The sequence below is a fragment of the Salinicoccus roseus genome, assembly GCF_003814515.1.
Taxonomy (GTDB): Bacteria; Bacillota; Bacilli; order Staphylococcales; family Salinicoccaceae; genus Salinicoccus; species Salinicoccus roseus.
In genome coordinates this window covers 73801-91479 of the sequence record NZ_RKQJ01000001.1, presented here as the reverse complement: position 1 = coordinate 91479, position 17679 = coordinate 73801, and the positions used below count along the sequence as shown (strand labels likewise).

Genomic DNA, 17679 nt, shown 5'->3' with positions numbered 1-17679 from the left:
GAACATCCCATGTACCATACGATAGTAGTCGGCGGCGGTGTAAGCGGGCTCATGGCCGCCTATGCCGCTTCCGAAAACGGCAGCCGCGTCCTGCTCATAGAAAAGAATAAATCCCTCGGAAAGAAGCTGCTTATCTCGGGCGGCGGACGGTGCAATGTCACGAACAGGCTTCCCTATGAGGAGATCATAAGCCACATCCCGGGCAACGGCAAATTCCTCTATGGCCCCTTCAGCACCTTCGACAACGAAAGCATCATACAATTCGTCGAGTCCCGGGGCGTCTCCCTCAAGGAGGAGGACCATGGCAGGATGTTCCCCGTCACCGACCGGGCACAGGACATCCTCACCGTATTCCTGGATGCCCTTGAAAGGAACACAGTTGAAATCCGGAAGGAGACCATCGTCAGGCAGGTGCTTGTGGAGGATGGCCATGCTGAGGGCGTGGAACTGGCGGATGGAACGATGATCCGGGCGGATAATGTCATCGTCACCACAGGAGGCAGGAGCGTGCCCCAGACCGGTTCTACAGGCGACGGCCACCGCTTTGCCGAATCCGCCGGCCATACGATTACGGAACTGTTCCCGACCGAGGTGCCCATCACCTCCCCCGAGCCTTTCATAAAGGAAGGCCGCCTCAAGGGCCTGAGCCTCTCCGACGTCTCCCTTTCGGTACTGAAGAAGAACGGGAAACCGAGGGTGGCCCATCGGATGGATATGATCTTCACCCACTTCGGCATCAGCGGCCCCGCCGCCCTCCGGTGCAGCCAGTTCGTCCATAAGGAAAAGCAGAAGCAGAAGAAGGCAAGCATCCTCATGTCCCTCGACTTCTTTCCGGATGAAAGTGCCGGGGCGCTCCGTGCGATGATAGAAGAGAGCATCGGTGCAAACCGGGACCGCTCCCTGAAGAATACACTGAAGACCTTCCTGCAGGAACGGCTTGTCCTCTTCATGCTGGATCACCTGGATATAGATGGTGCAACAAGCGGCCACCATGTATCCAGAGGGAATATCGAAAAGATCGTCCAGTTCCTGAAGGCTTTCGAGTTCAATGTCGACGGCACCCAATCGATTGAAAAGGCATTCGTCACCGGCGGTGGTGTAAAGCTTTCGGAGATCACACCGCAGACGATGGAGAGCCGCAAAGTGTCGGGGCTTTATTTTGCCGGAGAGGTCCTTGATATACATGGATATACGGGCGGCTACAATATAACGAGCGCACTCGTCACGGGTTACGTGGCAGGGCACAGCACCACGCTTTAGGACGCATGCACAAAAGAACACCTCCCATGGGCTGATACACAGCCTGACGGGAGGTGTTCTTCTAGTTTGCTACGATATTGACGAGTTTGTTCGGTACGACGATGACTTTCCGGACGGTCTTCTCACGGATTGCTTCCTGCACCCTGTCGGATTCAATCGCAATGCGTTCAAGATCATCCTTCGTCGCTTCGGTCGGCACATTCATCTTTTCCTTTACCTTGCCGTTGACCTGGATGACGATTTCGACCTCGTTCTCGACCAGTTTGGATTCATCGAACTGCGGCCATGCTTCATATGCAAGCGTTTCATTATGTCCGAGCTTCTCCCACAGTTCCTCTGCCACATGAGGGGCTACCGGAGCGAGGAGTTTGACGAACCCTTCGATATGGGATCTGCCGAGTGCCTCCTGCTTGTAGCATTCATTGATGAAGACCATGAGCTGGGAGATGGCCGTATTGAAGTTCAGCGATTCGAAGTCCTCTGTCACTTTCTTGACAGTCTCATGATAGACCTTATCGAGCGCCGGCGTCTCCTGTGCAGCCACATTCCCCTTCAGTCTGCCCTCTTCATCGACGAGCAGCCTCCATACGCGGTCGAGGAAGCGGCGGGCACCGTCTAGTCCGTTGTCGTTCCAAGCGACGGACGCTTCGAGCGGCCCCATGAACATCTCATAGAGGCGCAGCGTATCTGCACCATGGGAGCGGACGATGTCATCCGGATTGATGACGTTGCCCTTCGACTTGCTCATCTTCTCGTTGCCCTCACCAAGGATCATCCCCTGGTTGAACAGCTTCTGGAAAGGCTCCTGCGTATCGACCACGCCGATATCGTAGAGCACCTTGTGCCAGAACCTTGCATAGAGCAGGTGGAGCACCGCATGCTCCGCGCCGCCGATATAGAGGTCCACAGGCATCCAGTGGTCGATCTTCTCTTTTGATGCCAGGGCCTCCGTATTGTGCGGATCGATGAACCTCAAGTAGTACCAGCAGCTGCCAGCCCATTGCGGCATCGTATTGGTCTCCCTGCGGCCCTTCACGCCATCTTCCCTGACGACCGTTATCCAGTCCTCGTTGTTGGCAAGCGGGGATTCTCCTGTACCCGACGGCTTGATCTGCTCCATTTCAGGCAGCATCAGCGGCAGTTCGGATTCATCCACGACGCTCATCGTGCCGTCTTCCCAATGGATGACGGGAATCGGCTCGCCCCAGTAGCGCTGGCGTGAGAACAGCCAGTCACGGAGTTTGTATGTCGTCTTCTGCTCCCCTGCACCCTTCTCTTCCAGGATGCGGATCGACTTCTCGATCGCCGCCTCCTTGCCGAGGCCGTCCAGTTCACCGGAATTGACGTGTTCCCCGTCACCCGTATAGGCTTCTTCTGAAACGTCTCCGCCTGCAACCACTTCTTTGATCGGCAGGTCGTATTCCTGTGCAAATTCATAGTCACGCTCATCATGGGCCGGTACGGCCATGATTGCTCCCGTACCATAGGAAGCCAGTACATAATCCGCAATCCATATCGGCATCTTTTCACCCGACAATGGATTGACGGCGTAGGCACCTGTGAATACGCCCGTCTTCTCCTTGGCGAGATCGGTACGTTCAAGCTCGCTCTTCCTTGCGGCCTTTTCCTGATAGGCTTCGATTTCAGAACGATGGTCATCCGTCGTGATGACATCGATCAGCTCATGCTCCGGAGACAGCACCGCATATGTCGCACCGTGGATCGTATCAGGGCGGGTCGTGAATGCCGTGAACGATTCTCCAGTACCTTCTATTTCAAAGCGGATGTTCGCCCCTTCGGATTTGCCGATCCAGTTCCTCTGCATATCCTTGAGGGATTCCGGCCAGTCCAGATCATCCAGGTCCTCCAGCAGGCGGTCTGCATATTCCGTGATCTTGAGCATCCACTGCTTCATCGGCTTCCTGACGACAGGATGCCCGCCACGCTCGGAGAGGCCGTCGATGACTTCTTCATTGGCGAGAACCGTACCGAGCGCTTCACACCAGTTCACCGGCACTTCATCAATATAGGCGAGGCCTTTGTTGTACAGCTGGATGAAGATCCACTGTGTCCATTTGTAGTATTCGGGATCCGTCGTGTTGATTTCGCGGTCCCAGTCATAGCTGAATCCGAGCTCCTTGATCTGACGGCGGAAATTGTCGATGTTCTTTTCATTGAAGGCCCTGATGTCATTGCCCGTATCGATGGCATACTGCTCGGCCGGCAGCCCGAATGCATCCCAGCCCATCGGGTGCAGTACATTATATCCCTGCATCCTTTTCATGCGTGAAATGATGTCCGTTGCCGTGTAGCCTTCCGGGTGCCCGACGTGCAGACCGGCGCCTGAAGGGTAAGGGAACATGTCGAGTGCATAGAATTTCTTCTTGCCGATTTCGTCCTCCGTCTTGAATATCTTTTCGTTCTCCCAGTGGGTTTGCCATTTTCTTTCGATGTCCATATGATTGAACGCCATAAAAATCCTCCTTGAATATAAATAATCCCATGCCTGTATAAGCATGGGACGATCATATATGTATACGACCGCGGTACCACCCGCATTCACCGTTAAGTGCAACTTCGTTCGATGGGATTCAGTTCAGTCCGGATGAGTTCATATGGATCCACTACTGGTTCACAGCATCCACCAGCTCTCTTGGAATGGACTCGCATACTACTATTTCCAACACTTATAAATATAGAATATATTCAGGCAATAAGCAAGCTGTATATTCATTTCGGACGGATATCGAGCCCTTCGAGCTCAAGCAGCAGCCGTTTCTTCCCTACACCACCCGTATATCCGCCGAGCGTCCCGTCGGAGGCGATCACCCGATGGCAGGGCACGATGATGGAAATCGGGTTCCTGCCGTTCGCATTCGCCACAGCACGCGAGTGGTTCGGCCCGCCGCAGTCGGCAGCGAGTGTCTTGTAGCTGATCGTCTCCCCGTACGGGATGTCCCTGAGCCTGTCCCACACCTTCCTCTGGAATGCCGTCCCCTCATGTTCCAGGCTGATCGGCACCTCGAAATCCCGGCGGCTGCCGGCGAAGTATTCCTCAAGCTCCCGGACACACTGGCGGATGACCCCGGAAGCTTCTTCGGGACCATCAACCCCTTCCACGACAGCGGCTTCATCAGCATGATCCAGTACGATGATGGTGTCTGCGTCAGAAACGATTTTGAGACATCCGATCGGCGTCTGCATAATATAGGTTTCCTTCATATCTATCAGTCCTTATAGGTGATTTTAAATCCCTGGTCATAGCGTGCACCGACTTTCCTGAGCATCCACAGTGACGAGAGGGCCATCACAAGCAGTATGCCCCCTGCTGTAAGCAGCTGGATGGCTGAAACCCCGTCGTCGCCGATTACACCCAGGATGATGGCGGTCAGCACTAGAACAACAAAGATTACGATGGTGATCACAATGTTGCTTGCAGTGTCCAGCCTTTTCACCGGGTTCTTGCTGCTGACGACCGGATTGGCACTGCCGATATACATCCCCACAGGCACTGCGGCCATCGACATAAGGATGATGAAGACCAGCAGCTGGAGCAGGACCCCGATGCCTGCGGATGAAAAAAGCCAGGCGACGGTGAAGGCCGCCATTACTACGGGAGCGGTCGTGAGGAGGGTGAAGCCATATTTTGCACCGGCGATATGCCTCCCGGAGAGCGGCAAAGCCTTCAGCATCGCAAAATGCTCTGCATCCCGGGCGGTATTGTATGCGCCGATGAAGAGGGAGATGACGAGCGTCCCCCCTATCGCCGTAACAAGAAGCTGGCTTGCCCCGATCGCCTCCGTAGCTGATCCGGTATCCACCGAGGTGGAAAAGTAGATGAAGAGCAGCGGCATCAGGTAATACGGCAGCAATGCGGCAATCTCCTTGAAGTTCCGGGTCGTGAGCTTCAAGTCCTTCTGCATGAGTGAGCCGATGGGATGGCGCACACGGCCATCCGTCATCCTGTGCTTTCTGCCTGAGCGGCCGCCCGCTTCCCATCCACGGGAAAGAGCGCGCACCGATACAAGTTCGGCTGCCTTCAGGGCCAGCACGGCAGCCGCAATGAGAAGCACCGCAGCGATGGTGCCCGGGAGCACTTCATAGCCGTACAGGAACCCGCTGAATGTAATGGGCAGATCTGCCAGGAATGACAGTACGCCGCCCAGAGACCCTCCCACCTGGAGCAATACTAAATATACCAGGATGAATGAAATGCCGCCGAGGAACGAAAGTATTTCACTGACTTTCCTGACGGGGAGGATGTTCGCCGTCAGGAAGATGAAGGCATATGCCGAAGCGGTGATGACGGTGGACAGTACAAGAAAGTAGACCAGACTGTCTGCGAGCAGCAGCCACTGTCCGAACCTTATCGACAACGCCATCCCAATGACCACTCCCAGGGGCATCAGGATGGATGCAGTATAAATGAGGCCATGTTTGATGAACTTTGCAAAGAACAGTGCGGCTGAGGATATGGGGAATGACAGGTAGAGCTGCACATTCCGATCCAGTATCAGATCCTTGATGATGAAATGGACCGACAGCAGCAGCAGAATGATAGCAGCGGTGATCGACAGCAGCAGCATATACCCATCCAGCATGCTTTCCTCGACAGAGAGGGTGAGGGAAAACACCACGGAAACGAGCATCGGCAGCGGAAACAGCAGCAGCAGGAGTCCGAGAATGATGTAGAGCACCATCTTCGTCTCCCCGAGCGACTTCCAATAGTTGAAGAGGGACCGCAGTTCTGTCTTTAGTATCAGACGGACCATGATCAGCTCCCCCCAGTCAATTTCAGGAAGATGTCCTCAAGCGTCGCATCCGGTTCTTTAATGCGGCTCCTCAGCTCACCCAGGGAGCCGTGCGCCAGATTCTCTCCATTATATATGATCAGTATATCCGTCGCGATCTCTTCAGCAAGCGCAAGGTTGTGCGTGGTCAGGAAGACCGTCTTCCCCTGCTTGATGTAGTCGCGCAGATAGTTCTTCAAGTTCCTGTTGCTTTTCGGGTCGAGACCCACGGTCGGTTCATCGAGGAAAAGGATATCCGGCTTGTGCACCAGGGCGCCGATGAGCGCCACCTTCTGCCTCATGCCGTGGGAGTATTCCTCGACCAGCGTGTCGAGTTTCCCTTCAAGTTCGAACATTTCCACAAGCTTCTGCTGCTCCTCCCTGAAATCCGCCTCATCCATACGGTAGGCACTGGAGATGAAGTTGAGGTATTCCCGCCCGGTGAGCTTGCCGATGAGGTCCGGTGTATCAGGGACGAAGCTGATCCGCTTCTTAAGATGGATCCTCTCCATCCCCATCTCCTCCCCGAAAAGCTCAACCGCCCCCGAGGTCGGCTTGAGCAGCCCGGTCATCATCCGGATGGTCGTCGACTTCCCCGATCCGTTCGGTCCGATGAAGGCGAACAGTTCCCCTTCCCCCACCGAAAAATCGAGATCCTTCACTGCTTCGTGTGTGCCGTATCTCTTGCCCAACCGGTCCACTTTGATCATATTATCCCCTGCCTCACATAAACTTTTTCCTTCCTCCATCATACATCAAACAGCACCCGGCAGAAAAGTTTCCGGGGGACGCCCCGTCCATCAAATCTACATGCGATTCCCCCGCCGTGATATGGTACAATGCCAAATATGAACAAGAGGTGAAGAATATGACGGATTTCAAATACAGTTTTGATGATAAGCGTTACCACACGCTGAACTATCATCTTAAGAATACATTCAATGAAAAGATTTTCAAGGTCGCCCTGGATGCCGGATTCGACTGCCCAAACAGGGACGGCACCGTCTCCTACGGCGGGTGTACATTCTGCTCGGTTGCCGGCAGCGGTGATTTTGCCGGGGACCGGGTCGACCCGATCTCCGTACAGTTTGAAAAGATCAGATCCAACATGCAGAGCCGAAAATGGAAGAACGGCAGATACATCGCCTACTTCCAATCATTCACCAACACACATGCGCCCCTTGAAGTGCTGCGTGAAAAATTCGAAGCGGCGCTTGAAATAGACGGCGTAATCGGGCTCTCCATCGGCACACGCCCGGACTGCCTGCCGGATGATGTCGTGGAATACCTGGCGGAACTGAACACACGTACCTACCTCTGGGTCGAACTTGGTCTCCAGACGGTGCATGACAGCACTTCAAAGCTGATCAACCGTGCCCATGACCTGGACTGCTACCTCGAGGGTGTTGAGAAGCTGAGGAAGCATGACATCAATGTCTGCAGCCATATCATCAACGGGCTCCCCCAGGAGGACCGTAAAATGATGATGGAGACTGCTGAAGCTGTTGCAGGCATGGACGTACAGGGCATCAAGATCCATCTGCTCCACCTCCTGAAGGGCACACCTATGGTCAAGCAGTATGAAAAGGGGCTCGTCTCCTTTCTGGACCAGGCGGACTACGTCAATCTCGTGTGCGACCAGCTTGAGATTCTCCCAGAGGATATGATCATCCACCGCATTACAGGTGATGGCCCGATCGACCAGCTCATCGGCCCGATGTGGAGCACGGATAAGTGGAATGTGCTCAACAGCATCGACGCGGAGCTGAAAAGAAGAAATACCCACCAGGGAATCAGATACAAGGAGAAGATCAATGCTTAGACGTGTACTCCCGCAGGCGAAGGCGTTTGCTGAAGCGATCATACAGGAGGGGGATGCTGTAGTCGATGCGACATGCGGCAACGGGCATGACACGAAGTTTCTTGCCGGCCTCGTCGGTGCAGAAGGCAAGGTCTACAGCTTCGATATACAGGCAGAAGCGATCGAGAATGCCCGCACGCTGTGCAGCGGCCATGATAATATAGAATTCATATTGGATTCACATGGAGATGTCGACAGCTATACCGGCGACAGGGCATTGAAGGCTGCCATGTTCAACCTCGGTTATCTCCCAAAGGGCGACAAATCGATTACGACGACGCCCGACTCCACGATACTTGCCATACAAAAGCTTTTCGACCGCCTTGTGGATGGCGGCCGCATCATCATCGTCGTCTACCATGGACATCCGGGCGGCAAGGTTGAACGGGATGTGCTGATGGAGCAGCTTTCGCAGTGGTCCCAAAAGGAGGCACAGGTGCTCAAGTACCAGTTCATCAACCAGAAGAACGATGCCCCGTTCCTATTATGCATAGAAAAGAACAGACACGCCTGAAGCCAGGCGTGTCTGTCTATCTCAGGAGGCCGATCCTGAACAGCTGGGCACTGAGGAAGCGCTCCAGGTGGTAATAGGGAACGGCAGTCTGTTCCCTCTGGAAGATGCTGTGTTCGATGCCTCCCAGCATATGGAAGGAGAGCTCTCCGGTATTCATCTGTTTGATGTATTTTGCAGTAAGATGGGGTTCGATGATGTCATTCTCCCTGCTCAGCATTGCCAGCACCGGTACATCCGGGAAGTCATCCATGGACTCCGCCGTTGATTTCATCTGGTTGATCACCGTCCGGTACCAGTGGTAGCTGACTTTGCGCACAAGCATCTCGTCATTTTCGTACTGGTCCCGAAATTTCCTGTCTTCGGTCAAATAGCTGAAGTGGATGCCCGGGTCGAACCGCGAAGCATCACTCGATGTCCGGACGCTTGTCCGTATGGTGTTCTTTCTGTTTATGAAGGACTGTTTGAATGCCAGCAGCGGATTCAGCAGGATCAGACCATCGGTCATGATCAGGTTCTGCCGCACAGCTTCGATCGCTATCAATCCGCCAAGACCCTGGCCGAGCACGAACGTCGGCAGCCGGTAGGCCCGCGCTACTTCGTGCCACTCGTGGACACGGTCCAGGTACTGTGTGAAATCAGTGATGTGCCCCTTATTCATGCGTGTGGTCTGGCCGTGGCCCGGGAGGTCCCCCGTGATGACGTGATACCCTGAATTCCTCAGCTGGGATATCACTTGCGCATAGTATTCATGATGCTCCATCATGTCATGTATGACGACGACTGCACCCCTGGCCTGCTTGTCCGTTTCCCATTTCCACATTGCAATGCTCCTAACATACTGTAATTCATTCTTATATGATAAACTTATTATAACAATCCATTAGAAGAAAGGACATGAGAAATGATACTTGACTACAAAGGCAGTACGCCGCAGATTCATGAAAGCGCTTTTATCGCTCCGAATGCTACAGTGATCGGTGATGTAGAGATCGGTGAGCAGTCATCCGTGTGGTTCGGCACAGTGCTGCGGGGGGATATTGCACCCATCCGCATCGGCAGCCATACGAACATACAGGATCTTTCGATCCTGCATGAAACCCCGGATATGCCGCTTGTCATCGAAGACAATGTGACCGTCGGACACAAGGTGACGCTCCACAGCTGCACAATAAGGGAAAATGCATTGATCGGCATGGATTCCACTGTGCTTGATGGTGCAGTGATTGGGGAGAACGCCTTCATCGGTGCAGGCAGTCTCGTAACGCCCGGCACTGAAATACCTGCCAATACGATGGCATTCGGCCGACCGGCAAGAGTCGTCAGAGACCTGACCGATGAAGATCTGGAAGAAATGAAGAGAATCAATGAAACCTATGTCAACCATATTCCGCACTACAAATAAATTATGGTTACTGCATGAATTTAATGTCTAAAAGAAAGAATTAAGGGTACAAGACTGTTACGAAGATTCGGGAGGTAAATTATGCCATTATTAAGAGATGTATTCATCGCACTATCGGAAAATGCAGTATTGAACGACGCCAGCAAGAAGATTGGCCTGAAGTTCGGGGCCAACAAAGTGGTCGGCGGCATTACAGTAGAAGAGACGATCGAACGTATAAAGGATGTCAATTCCCAGGGTATGAGCGTCAGCTTCGACAACCTTGGCGAATTCGTCACCAATAAGACCGATGCCATAAAAGAAAAGAACCTCATCCTGAAGATGATACAGGCCATTGGGGAGGAAGGTGTGGATGCCTCAGCCTCCATCAAACTTTCACAGATCGGCCTCAACATCGACTTTGATTTCTGCATGGACAATATCAGGGAAATCATGGATGCTGCAAAGGCGCAGAATATGTTCGTCAACATCGACATGGAGAACTATGCAGCCTATGACGATACCATCCGCATCGTCGACCAGCTCATGGAGGAATACGACAACGTGGGCACGGTGCTTCAGTCCTATCTGTTCACCGCGAAAGACGATGTCTACAAATACAAGGACAGACGGATCCGCTTTGTCAAAGGTGCCTATAAGGAGTCGCCGCAGGTCGCCCTCCAGAGCAAGGAGGATATCGACAAGGCGCTGGAACTGCTGATCAGGCTCCATCTGACCAAAGGGGACGGCTTCACTTCCATAGCCACCCATGACCACAACATCATCGAAGACATGATAGACTTCATAAAGGAAAACGATATTCCAAACGACAGGTTCGAGTTCCAGATGCTCTTCGGATTCCGCAAGGAACTCCAGAGGGAGCTTGTCGACAGGGGATACAATGTATGTGTCTACATCCCATTCGGCACCGACTGGTACGCCTACTTCATGAGAAGACTGGCGGAACGTCCGCAGAACATCAATCTGGTCGTCAAATCCCTCAGCAAGGACCCAACAGTCCAGGCCGGTGCTGCAGCGGCAGGAGCATTGACCATTGGAATCGCCGCCCTGAAATTCTTTACAAGAAAATAGATCGGACAATATTAAAAGCGCAACTTTTCAAGTTGCGCTTTTTTCATTTCAGCTGATTGTAGAACTGACCCACAATCTTTTGTGCATTCCTGTTCAGCAGCTGTACTGAATTGGACAGGTAATCGGCACCGGTCGTCAAAGATCCGAGGACGAACATGTTTTCAATCGTCCCGGTCTTGGGACTGATGACATGCCGCTTCTGATCGACCAATATGCCGCCGAATTCACTTGGTGCAATAATCTGATGGTTGAGGAGTGCACCGATGATGCCGGTGTCGTCCTGCCTGACGTCCTTCTCCGGACCCGTCGCATTGATGAGTGTACGGATGAAGTACTGTTCCTCCTCATCTGTTGAAACAATGAATTCATCCTCCTTCTCTATGCTGCGGGTTCCGTCCACAATATGGAGCTGCCCCGCCTCCGCCCATTTGATGAGGTCTTCAGCAACCTCGAGAGGCATCGGCGAATGGTTTTCTTCTATTAGAGGATGATATTTGTCCAGAAATTCAACCTTGTCGGAACGGGAGAGATATTGGTAGACATCACTGAATATGGGGTTCACGCTGATGATCACATACTGCAGGCGGCCGATTTCATCGAGATGGCTGACATCGAAGCGAAGGTCGGCGAGTGTATTCCCGGTACGCCGGTCGAGCAGGGCTTCATCAACACCCTGATGCGCGAGTTCCTTCCTGAAGAGCTCCTTGATGGACTCCAGGCTGATTTCATCATTCACCTTCAATGATTCGAGCTTTTCATAAGTGAAATGCGAGAGCTCAACATCAGTCGGCGTCCCCCTCACGGAAGGCATGTCACCGCTTCTTGAAAAGGCATGGACTTCCGGCACTCCCCTCTCGATCAGCAGGTAGCGGATGCAGTCTATGGCCGACAGTCCCGAGCCGACGATTCCAATCCTGTCATCGTCGACATCGGACAGACCTTCATCCAGGGGATAGGGATCATAGATGTAGCCTTCAGAGGCTTTCAACTGGTATGGGTCCAAATAGTTCAGCTGGCCGATCGTCAAAAACAGCTGGTCGTAGATTTTCACTTCGTCCCCCGAATGGAGGGTGAAACGGCCGTTTTCCGAATCATACTGGATGTCATCCGCCAGGGTATGATGCAGATGGACATTGTCATGCGCTTTTGCGACCGATGTCATCAGTTCCCGCATGTATTCCCCGAACAGATGCCTGCTGGTATAGGTGACGGGTTCATGCGAATTGGATTCGAGCCATTCCCTGTAGGAAGGGTGGCCATTCCCGAGTGACATCTCCTCCGTGGGTACATTGATCAGCAGATGCCTGCTGTCTGCCTGATAGGCCGGTCCCCTGCCCATCATCCTTTCCGTATCATATATATCGATCCTGAGTTCTTCACCGAACTCCGGGTTATGTACCATATGATTCAATATGGAGACGGATGAGACTCCGCCGCCGATGATTGCTATATTCTGCCTTTTCTCCATCAGTCCACACTCTCTTCCCAACTTTTCTTATGTTAATATTATAAAGACATCTTTTGATTTTTGCATTATACTCCAACCATTTCCGAAGGAGGACACATATTGAAGAAGTATCTATACATATCACTGGGCGCCATGATCGGGGCACTGCTGAGATTCTCCATATCCTATGCTGCGATGGCTGCCGCCAGTCCATTCTTCATGGGCACGCTGATCGTGAACATGCTCGGGGCATTCATTGCCGGGGTCGTGCTCAGAAAGTACCATGCCAGGGAGGGGCATCTACGCGACTTCCTCATCACCGGGCTTTTGGGCAGCTTCACAACATTCTCAATGCTGACCTATGAGCAGTACCTGCTGCTCTCCTATGGAGAATACTACATCTTCCTCACCTACCTTACCATAAATATCGTCGGCGGATTCAGTCTTGCCCTGTTGGGCTGGAAGGCAGGTGGCTCCAGATGATCGGTATCATACTCCTTGCCTTGGGTGCCGCGCTTGGTGTTGCAGTGAGGGCCTATATCGTCTCTTTGAAGATATTCGAACGCTTCAGCCTGCCTTATGGGACTTTCACCGTCAATGTCGTCGGAGCATTTCTGATGGGGCTCAGCATGCCCCTCATCATACAGGGCAGTCTGCTCTACTTCATGGTCATATTCGGATTCCTGGGCGGGCTGACCACCTACTCCGCCTTTACCCTCGACCAGCTCAGACTGTTCGAAGCGAAGGCATTCAGGAAGCTCATCAAATACACTTTCATGATGATGTTTTTCTGCCTTGTCGCCCTCGCACTGGGACTGCTGGTCGGAGTCTCCCTCTGATCCCATCAAAAAAAGCCTGTATCCGATGATACAGGCTTTATTATGTTCTATATCTTCATTGAAGTGATTTTTGTTTCAAGATACGGCTCGATGCCTTCCGGTCCGCCTTCACGGCCGATGCCGCTTTCCTTCAGGCCGCCGAACGGAATGTGTGCTGCGCTCGGCTTCCCGTTATTCCATCCGAGCACACCGAAATCAAGGCCTTCCTGCAACCTGATGCCATCACGGTAGCTCTCAGTGAAGAAGTATGCCGCGAGGCCGTATTCGGTATCATTAGCCTTCTCTATTGCCTCATCGAGGGTCGCGAATGTCTGGATCGGCGCGACAGGCCCGAACGTTTCCTCGTTCATGATGAGCATATCGTCCGTAGCGCCTGTAATGACCGTCGGTTCGATGAAGTATCCGGCATCCTTGCTGCCTTCGCCGCCGGCTGTGACCTGACCGCCTTTATCCTTCGCATCACTGATGTGCCTCATGACCTTATCGTAACCATCCTCATTGATCATCGGCCCCACTTCAACACCTTCGTCGAGTCCATTGCCGACCTTGAGCGTCTTCACACGGTCCGCAAACTTCTGGCTGAATGCTTCTGCGACATCTTCATGCACATAGAACCTGTTGGCACAGACACATGTCTGCCCGGAATTCCTGAACTTCGTGGCCACCGCGTGCTCAACAGCCATATCGAGGTCTGCATCCTTGTTGACTACAAGCGGGGCGTGGCCGCCGAGTTCCATCGTGATGTTCTTCACTGTGGATGCCGCGCCCTCCATCAGTGTCTTGCCGACGGCGGTCGAGCCTGTGAATGTCAGCTTCATAATTTTTTCCGAGTGGGAGAATACCTCTCCGACGTCCTTGCCGGATGCCGTCACATACTGGATGACCCCTTCCTCGAAGCCCGCCTCCAGTGCAAGGTCGAGGAATCTGATGGCGGACAGCGGCGTTTCACTGGCGGGCTTGACGATGAATGTACATCCTGCCGCCACCGCCGGCGCGGCTTTCCTGGCCATCATAGCGACGGGGAAGTTCCATGGCGTAATGGCTGCAACCACGCCGATCGGCTGTTTGGTGACGACCAGGCGGACATCATCTTCGTGCTGTGGAATCGTCCGGCCATACACCCTTTTCCCCTCTTCGGCATAGTAGTCGATATAGCTGCATGCATACTCCACTTCTCCTGCAGCTTCCTTGAGCGGCTTGCCGTTCTCCTTTGTGATCAATTCTGCGATTTCGTCTTTATTCTCCCTGATGAGTTCAGCCCACCTGACCAGCAGTGCACTGCGGTCATGCGCATTCTTCTTCCTGTACTGCTTGAACATCTCGTGCGCTTTGTCGATCTTCCTTTCGATGTCTTCCCTGCTTTCCTTCTTGACCCGATCAACCTCTTCCCCGGTAGCCGGGTTCATCACGATTATTTCTTCAGACATTGCTACGCCTCCTTGGAATAAATAAAAACCCTATAAAAAAATTATAGGGCTTTTTCATATTCAAGACAAAGAATACGATTACGGATTCAGTTGGAAGATCGCCTCTGCAATCTCATCCAGATCTTTGACGGTGTACTGGAACCTTCCATGGAAGACATACTTCAGGAAGAAGTTCTCGAGCTCCTCCTCACCGACAAGGACTTTTATGGATGGATCATTGGAGTAGTTGCTGATGGAGTAGTTTCCGTTGTCCTGCGGATTGAAGTACAGCATCGGCACGACATCATATTCGAGCTTGAAGACGTTCTTCAGCTTCTCGGCCGAAATCTTCGTCTCTTCTATGGTGTCATTATAGTAGTTGACCGATACATTCTTATCATCCGACTTTTCGAAGATCAGCGTCTGCTCCTTCGACTTGTCGAGATCCAGAAGGTCGAAGAACGACTCGATATATGGCAGCTGCTCGAAGTTGCTTTCATCCACGCCGTGCAGTATATGACCCTTCCAATACTTGGAATCGATCAGATAGATGCCGGTGCGTGTAAGCACTAGATGGTCGATCTTGCGTGTATTTGTATAGTTCCTTGATGGCAGATAGACGTTGGACAGTATATACATGTCCGTTTCCCTGATCTTCTCATCACGTACAAGACGATCTTTCAATTGGATCAGCGAGAGGTCGGTCAGGTACTCCCCCTTGTCCACCGTGAACTGACGCAGGCTGGAGAGCTTGTTGTTGAGCAGGGTCGTATCATTATGGTACTTTTCGTTCAGCGAAGATACTTCCTTCCTATACTCGAGACGCTGCTCTTCATTGTCGGATTCATACTTCTCTACGAGGCTTTCCTTTTCCTTGCCATACTCCTCTTTGAGCGCGTTGACCCTGTTTCTATGCTTGAGGTAATAGACCAGGAAAGCGATGGCAATGGCAAGCAGCAGTACCGCCAGCGCAATGACGATTGGGTCAGTGAAAATTTCCGTATTCATAGCTCCTTCTCAATTCCCTTCCATATTATAATTTTGTCGTCTTGCCTAAGACTTTGTTCATTATACCAAAATAATATATGTTTACGGTCAAAAACAAATATTTTAATGAAAATCTATTTGCCATCTATCATATCCGTGTGAATCTACAATATGCATTATAATTCCCAGGCCTCCCGGCACTCGAAATTCAGTGCATATTGTCTCCTGATAGGTTTTACCATCCACACCCCGGGTAAGTATATATTAACTTGCCGGGCAGAGAGAGAAACTGGCAGGCAATCCAACATGCAGACTATTAGAAATCAGGAGGGTTTATCATGGAACTCAGAAAGTATCTAATGGCCGGCGGATTTGCTTCAGTTCTCGTACTGGGCGCATGCGGCGGTGACTCTGCCGAAGAGGACACGATGGAAGAAGAAACCACCACTGAAGAAACAACAATGGAAGAAGAAACGATGGAAGAAACCACGATGGAAGATGAAGTCACGACAGAACAGGATACAGAGTAGCAGATCATGCATAAAAAGGCTCCGGAATATTCCGGAGCCTTTGTTGTATCTAGTTCACCTTAATCGTCGAGAGTTCCTCTTTCAGCTGCGCTGCCTTATCCAGCTTTTCCCACGGGAAATCATGATCTTCGCGGCCGAAGTGGCCGTAGCTTGCAGTATTCCTGTATATCGGACGGCGCAGGTCGAGCATGTCTATGATGCCGTCCGGTGAAAGGTTGAAGAGCCTTCTGATGACCGTGACGATGTCCGCCTCGCTGTAGGAGGAGGTGCCGAATGTATCCACGGATATTGAAACGGGTTCGCTGACCCCGATTGCATATGCCAGCTGGATTTCGCATTTCGAAGCAATGCCTGCAGCCACGATGTTCTTGGCGATGTACCGTGCTGCATAGGCTGCAGAGCGGTCGACCTTGGTCGGGTCCTTGCCGCTGAAGGCTCCCCCGCCGTGGCGTGCGTAGCCGCCGTAGGTATCCACGATGATCTTCCTTCCAGTCAGTCCGGCGTCGCCCTGCGGGCCGCCGATGACGAAGCGCCCTGTCGGATTGATGATATATTTCGTTTCTTCATCAAGCAGTTCAGCCGGAACGACCTCACGGATGACGTGCTCGATCAGATCACGCTGGATCGTCTCCTTCTCCACCTCTTCATGGTGCTGCGTCGAGATGACGATCGTATCCACCCGCTTGACCTCGTCATTCTCGTCATATTCGACGGTGACCTGCGTCTTGCCGTCCGGCCTCAGGTAGTCGATGATATTCTCCTTGCGCGCTTCAGTGAGGCGCCTTGAAAGCTTGTGGGCAAGGGCGATCGGCAGAGGCATCAGCTCTTCAGTCTCATCACACGCAAAGCCGAACATCAGACCCTGGTCCCCTGCTCCGGTGGAGACCGCCTCGGTCTCCCGCGTCTCAACTGCGTTGTTCACCCCCTGGGCGATATCCGAGGACTGCTCATCTATGCCCGTCAGGACCGACATCGTCTTATAGTCGTAGCCGTATTTGGCAAGGACATAACCGATATCCTTCACCGTCTCCCGCACTATCTTCGGGATGTCCACATAGGTGTTTGTGCTTATTTCTCCAACGATCAATGCCATGCCGGTATTCACTACAGTTTCACAGGCGACCCGTGCGTGCGGATCCCCCTTCAGTATTTCGTCCAGTATTGCATCGGATATCTGATCTGCGATCTTATCCGGATGACCTTCCGTTACAGATTCGGAAGTGAAAAGTCTACGCTCTGCCATTAATTAAATCTCCTTTATGATTATTAGCTATCTCCCAGTAGCAAAAAATAAAGCCTTTTCCCAATAATACGAGAAAAGGCTCCGCTCTTCCCCTTATCGATCAGAATAACTTCTGCATCCTTTAGCACCTTTCTTTGTTGAAAAGAGGTTGCTGGGTTTCGTCGGGTATGTTCCCTCCACCGGCTCTTGATAAGAGATAACTTAACATATAATATACTAGATGATGGGTTTCAAATCAAGGTAATATTATTTTACAATTATTATGTCACATTAATTATCAATGTGTTATACTAATTCGTGAAAGTACCAATTACTTTGTATACTACATA

17 protein-coding genes and 1 riboswitch are annotated in these 17679 nt (G+C 52.2%); of the genes, 8 read left to right on the top strand and 9 right to left on the bottom strand.

Annotated features, from left to right (window positions below):
* Positions 1-9 precede the first annotated feature (9 nt).
* Positions 10-1260: a BaiN/RdsA family NAD(P)/FAD-dependent oxidoreductase gene (locus tag EDC33_RS00605; RefSeq protein ID WP_124009862.1), complete on the top strand. Its 1251-nt coding sequence runs from the start codon at positions 10-12 to the stop codon at positions 1258-1260.
* Between the two features lie 61 nt (positions 1261-1321).
* Here EDC33_RS00605 and leuS read toward each other — a convergent pair whose 3' ends face one another.
* From leuS to EDC33_RS00585, 4 genes are all read right to left on the bottom strand, one after another.
* Complete coding sequence (gene leuS / locus EDC33_RS00600; protein ID WP_124009861.1) at positions 1322-3733, bottom strand: leucine--tRNA ligase; 2412 nt, start codon at positions 3731-3733, stop codon at positions 1322-1324.
* Between the two features lie 257 nt (positions 3734-3990).
* On the bottom strand, positions 3991-4482 hold the full coding sequence (locus tag EDC33_RS00595; protein WP_124009860.1) for a methylated-DNA--[protein]-cysteine S-methyltransferase: 492 nt from the start codon (positions 4480-4482) through the stop codon (positions 3991-3993).
* A gap of 5 nt (positions 4483-4487) precedes the next feature.
* Complete coding sequence (locus tag EDC33_RS00590) at positions 4488-6032, bottom strand: hypothetical protein (protein ID WP_124009859.1); 1545 nt, start codon at positions 6030-6032, stop codon at positions 4488-4490.
* Positions 6033-6034: 2 nt separating this feature from the next.
* Positions 6035-6760, bottom strand: coding sequence for an ABC transporter ATP-binding protein (locus tag EDC33_RS00585; protein ID WP_124009858.1), 726 nt, complete (start codon positions 6758-6760; stop codon positions 6035-6037).
* Positions 6761-6918: 158 nt separating this feature from the next.
* Here EDC33_RS00585 and mnmL point away from each other — a divergent pair, with 158 nt between their 5' ends.
* Together mnmL and mnmM are read left to right on the top strand one after the other, a co-directional pair.
* On the top strand, positions 6919-7872 hold the full coding sequence (gene mnmL, locus EDC33_RS00580) for a tRNA modification radical SAM protein MnmL/YtqA (protein WP_124009857.1): 954 nt from the start codon (positions 6919-6921) through the stop codon (positions 7870-7872).
* Positions 7865-8425, top strand: coding sequence for a tRNA 5-(aminomethyl)-2-thiouridylate-methyltransferase MnmM (mnmM, locus tag EDC33_RS00575; RefSeq protein ID WP_124009856.1), 561 nt, complete (start codon positions 7865-7867; stop codon positions 8423-8425). The genes mnmL and mnmM overlap by 8 nt, the downstream gene beginning before the upstream one ends.
* A gap of 16 nt (positions 8426-8441) precedes the next feature.
* Here mnmM and EDC33_RS00570 read toward each other — a convergent pair whose 3' ends face one another.
* Positions 8442-9245 carry an alpha/beta fold hydrolase gene (locus EDC33_RS00570; protein WP_094905356.1) on the bottom strand — a complete coding sequence of 268 codons (804 nt, stop codon included), beginning with the start codon at positions 9243-9245 and terminating at the stop codon, positions 8442-8444.
* A gap of 81 nt (positions 9246-9326) precedes the next feature.
* Between EDC33_RS00570 and EDC33_RS00565 the strand changes: the two genes are divergently transcribed.
* Together EDC33_RS00565 and EDC33_RS00560 are read left to right on the top strand one after the other, a co-directional pair.
* A complete protein-coding gene (locus EDC33_RS00565) occupies positions 9327-9827 on the top strand; it encodes a gamma carbonic anhydrase (RefSeq protein ID WP_040106621.1) in 501 nt (166 codons plus the stop codon).
* 81 nt (positions 9828-9908) lie between these two features.
* The gene (locus EDC33_RS00560) at positions 9909-10898 is read left to right on the top strand and encodes a proline dehydrogenase family protein (RefSeq protein WP_124009855.1); all 990 of its coding nucleotides are present in this window, start codon (positions 9909-9911) and stop codon (positions 10896-10898) included.
* Between the two features lie 43 nt (positions 10899-10941).
* Here the strand turns inward: EDC33_RS00560 and EDC33_RS00555 are convergent, their stop codons facing one another.
* Entirely contained in the window at positions 10942-12366 is a 1425-nt protein-coding gene (locus tag EDC33_RS00555) for an FAD/NAD(P)-binding protein (protein ID WP_124009854.1), read from the bottom strand.
* A 99-nt stretch (positions 12367-12465) separates the two neighbouring features.
* Here EDC33_RS00555 and EDC33_RS00550 point away from each other — a divergent pair, with 99 nt between their 5' ends.
* The gene (locus tag EDC33_RS00550; protein WP_094905353.1) at positions 12466-12828 is read left to right on the top strand and encodes a fluoride efflux transporter FluC; all 363 of its coding nucleotides are present in this window, start codon (positions 12466-12468) and stop codon (positions 12826-12828) included.
* On the top strand, positions 12825-13184 hold the full coding sequence (locus EDC33_RS00545) for a fluoride efflux transporter FluC (protein ID WP_124009853.1): 360 nt from the start codon (positions 12825-12827) through the stop codon (positions 13182-13184). Before EDC33_RS00550 ends, EDC33_RS00545 begins: the two co-directional genes overlap by 4 nt.
* Before the next feature lie 47 nt (positions 13185-13231).
* Here EDC33_RS00545 and EDC33_RS00540 read toward each other — a convergent pair whose 3' ends face one another.
* A complete protein-coding gene (locus tag EDC33_RS00540; RefSeq protein WP_124009852.1) occupies positions 13232-14611 on the bottom strand; it encodes an NAD-dependent succinate-semialdehyde dehydrogenase in 1380 nt (459 codons plus the stop codon).
* Positions 14612-14689: 78 nt separating this feature from the next.
* Complete coding sequence (locus EDC33_RS00535; RefSeq protein WP_040106615.1) at positions 14690-15598, bottom strand: nuclease-related domain-containing protein; 909 nt, start codon at positions 15596-15598, stop codon at positions 14690-14692.
* Positions 15599-15915: 317 nt separating this feature from the next.
* On the opposite strand from EDC33_RS00535, the gene EDC33_RS00530 reads away from it, so the two are divergent.
* Positions 15916-16107, top strand: coding sequence for a hypothetical protein (locus EDC33_RS00530; protein ID WP_040106614.1), 192 nt, complete (start codon positions 15916-15918; stop codon positions 16105-16107).
* Between the two features lie 49 nt (positions 16108-16156).
* On the opposite strand, the gene metK is transcribed toward EDC33_RS00530, so the two are convergent.
* On the bottom strand, positions 16157-17350 hold the full coding sequence (gene metK, locus EDC33_RS00525; RefSeq protein ID WP_040106613.1) for a methionine adenosyltransferase: 1194 nt from the start codon (positions 17348-17350) through the stop codon (positions 16157-16159).
* 90 nt (positions 17351-17440) lie between these two features.
* Positions 17441-17546: riboswitch (SAM riboswitch) on the bottom strand.
* Between the last annotated feature and the right edge of the window lie 133 nt (positions 17547-17679).

Bases quoted from the DNA above. Each gene is read 5' to 3' on its own strand.
- metK (WP_040106613.1), bottom strand. From the start codon at position 17,350: ATGGCAGAGCGTAGACTTTTCACTTCCGAATCTGTAACGGAAGGTCAT.
- EDC33_RS00555 (WP_124009854.1), bottom strand. From the start codon at position 12,366: ATGGAGAAAAGGCAGAATATAGCAATCATCGGCGGCGGAGTCTCATCC.
- EDC33_RS00590 (WP_124009859.1), bottom strand. From the start codon at position 6,032: ATGGTCCGTCTGATACTAAAGACAGAACTGCGGTCCCTCTTCAACTAT.
- EDC33_RS00545 (WP_124009853.1), top strand. From the start codon at position 12,825: ATGATCGGTATCATACTCCTTGCCTTGGGTGCCGCGCTTGGTGTTGCA.
- mnmL (WP_124009857.1), top strand. From the start codon at position 6,919: ATGACGGATTTCAAATACAGTTTTGATGATAAGCGTTACCACACGCTG.
- EDC33_RS00605 (WP_124009862.1), top strand. From the start codon at position 10: ATGTACCATACGATAGTAGTCGGCGGCGGTGTAAGCGGGCTCATGGCC.
- mnmM (WP_124009856.1), top strand. From the start codon at position 7,865: ATGCTTAGACGTGTACTCCCGCAGGCGAAGGCGTTTGCTGAAGCGATC.
- EDC33_RS00570 (WP_094905356.1), bottom strand. From the start codon at position 9,245: ATGTGGAAATGGGAAACGGACAAGCAGGCCAGGGGTGCAGTCGTCGTC.
- EDC33_RS00595 (WP_124009860.1), bottom strand. From the start codon at position 4,482: ATGAAGGAAACCTATATTATGCAGACGCCGATCGGATGTCTCAAAATC.
- EDC33_RS00560 (WP_124009855.1), top strand. From the start codon at position 9,909: ATGCCATTATTAAGAGATGTATTCATCGCACTATCGGAAAATGCAGTA.
- EDC33_RS00565 (WP_040106621.1), top strand. From the start codon at position 9,327: ATGATACTTGACTACAAAGGCAGTACGCCGCAGATTCATGAAAGCGCT.
- EDC33_RS00585 (WP_124009858.1), bottom strand. From the start codon at position 6,760: ATGATCAAAGTGGACCGGTTGGGCAAGAGATACGGCACACACGAAGCA.
- leuS (WP_124009861.1), bottom strand. From the start codon at position 3,733: ATGGCGTTCAATCATATGGACATCGAAAGAAAATGGCAAACCCACTGG.
- EDC33_RS00530 (WP_040106614.1), top strand. From the start codon at position 15,916: ATGGAACTCAGAAAGTATCTAATGGCCGGCGGATTTGCTTCAGTTCTC.
- EDC33_RS00540 (WP_124009852.1), bottom strand. From the start codon at position 14,611: ATGTCTGAAGAAATAATCGTGATGAACCCGGCTACCGGGGAAGAGGTT.
- EDC33_RS00535 (WP_040106615.1), bottom strand. From the start codon at position 15,598: ATGAATACGGAAATTTTCACTGACCCAATCGTCATTGCGCTGGCGGTA.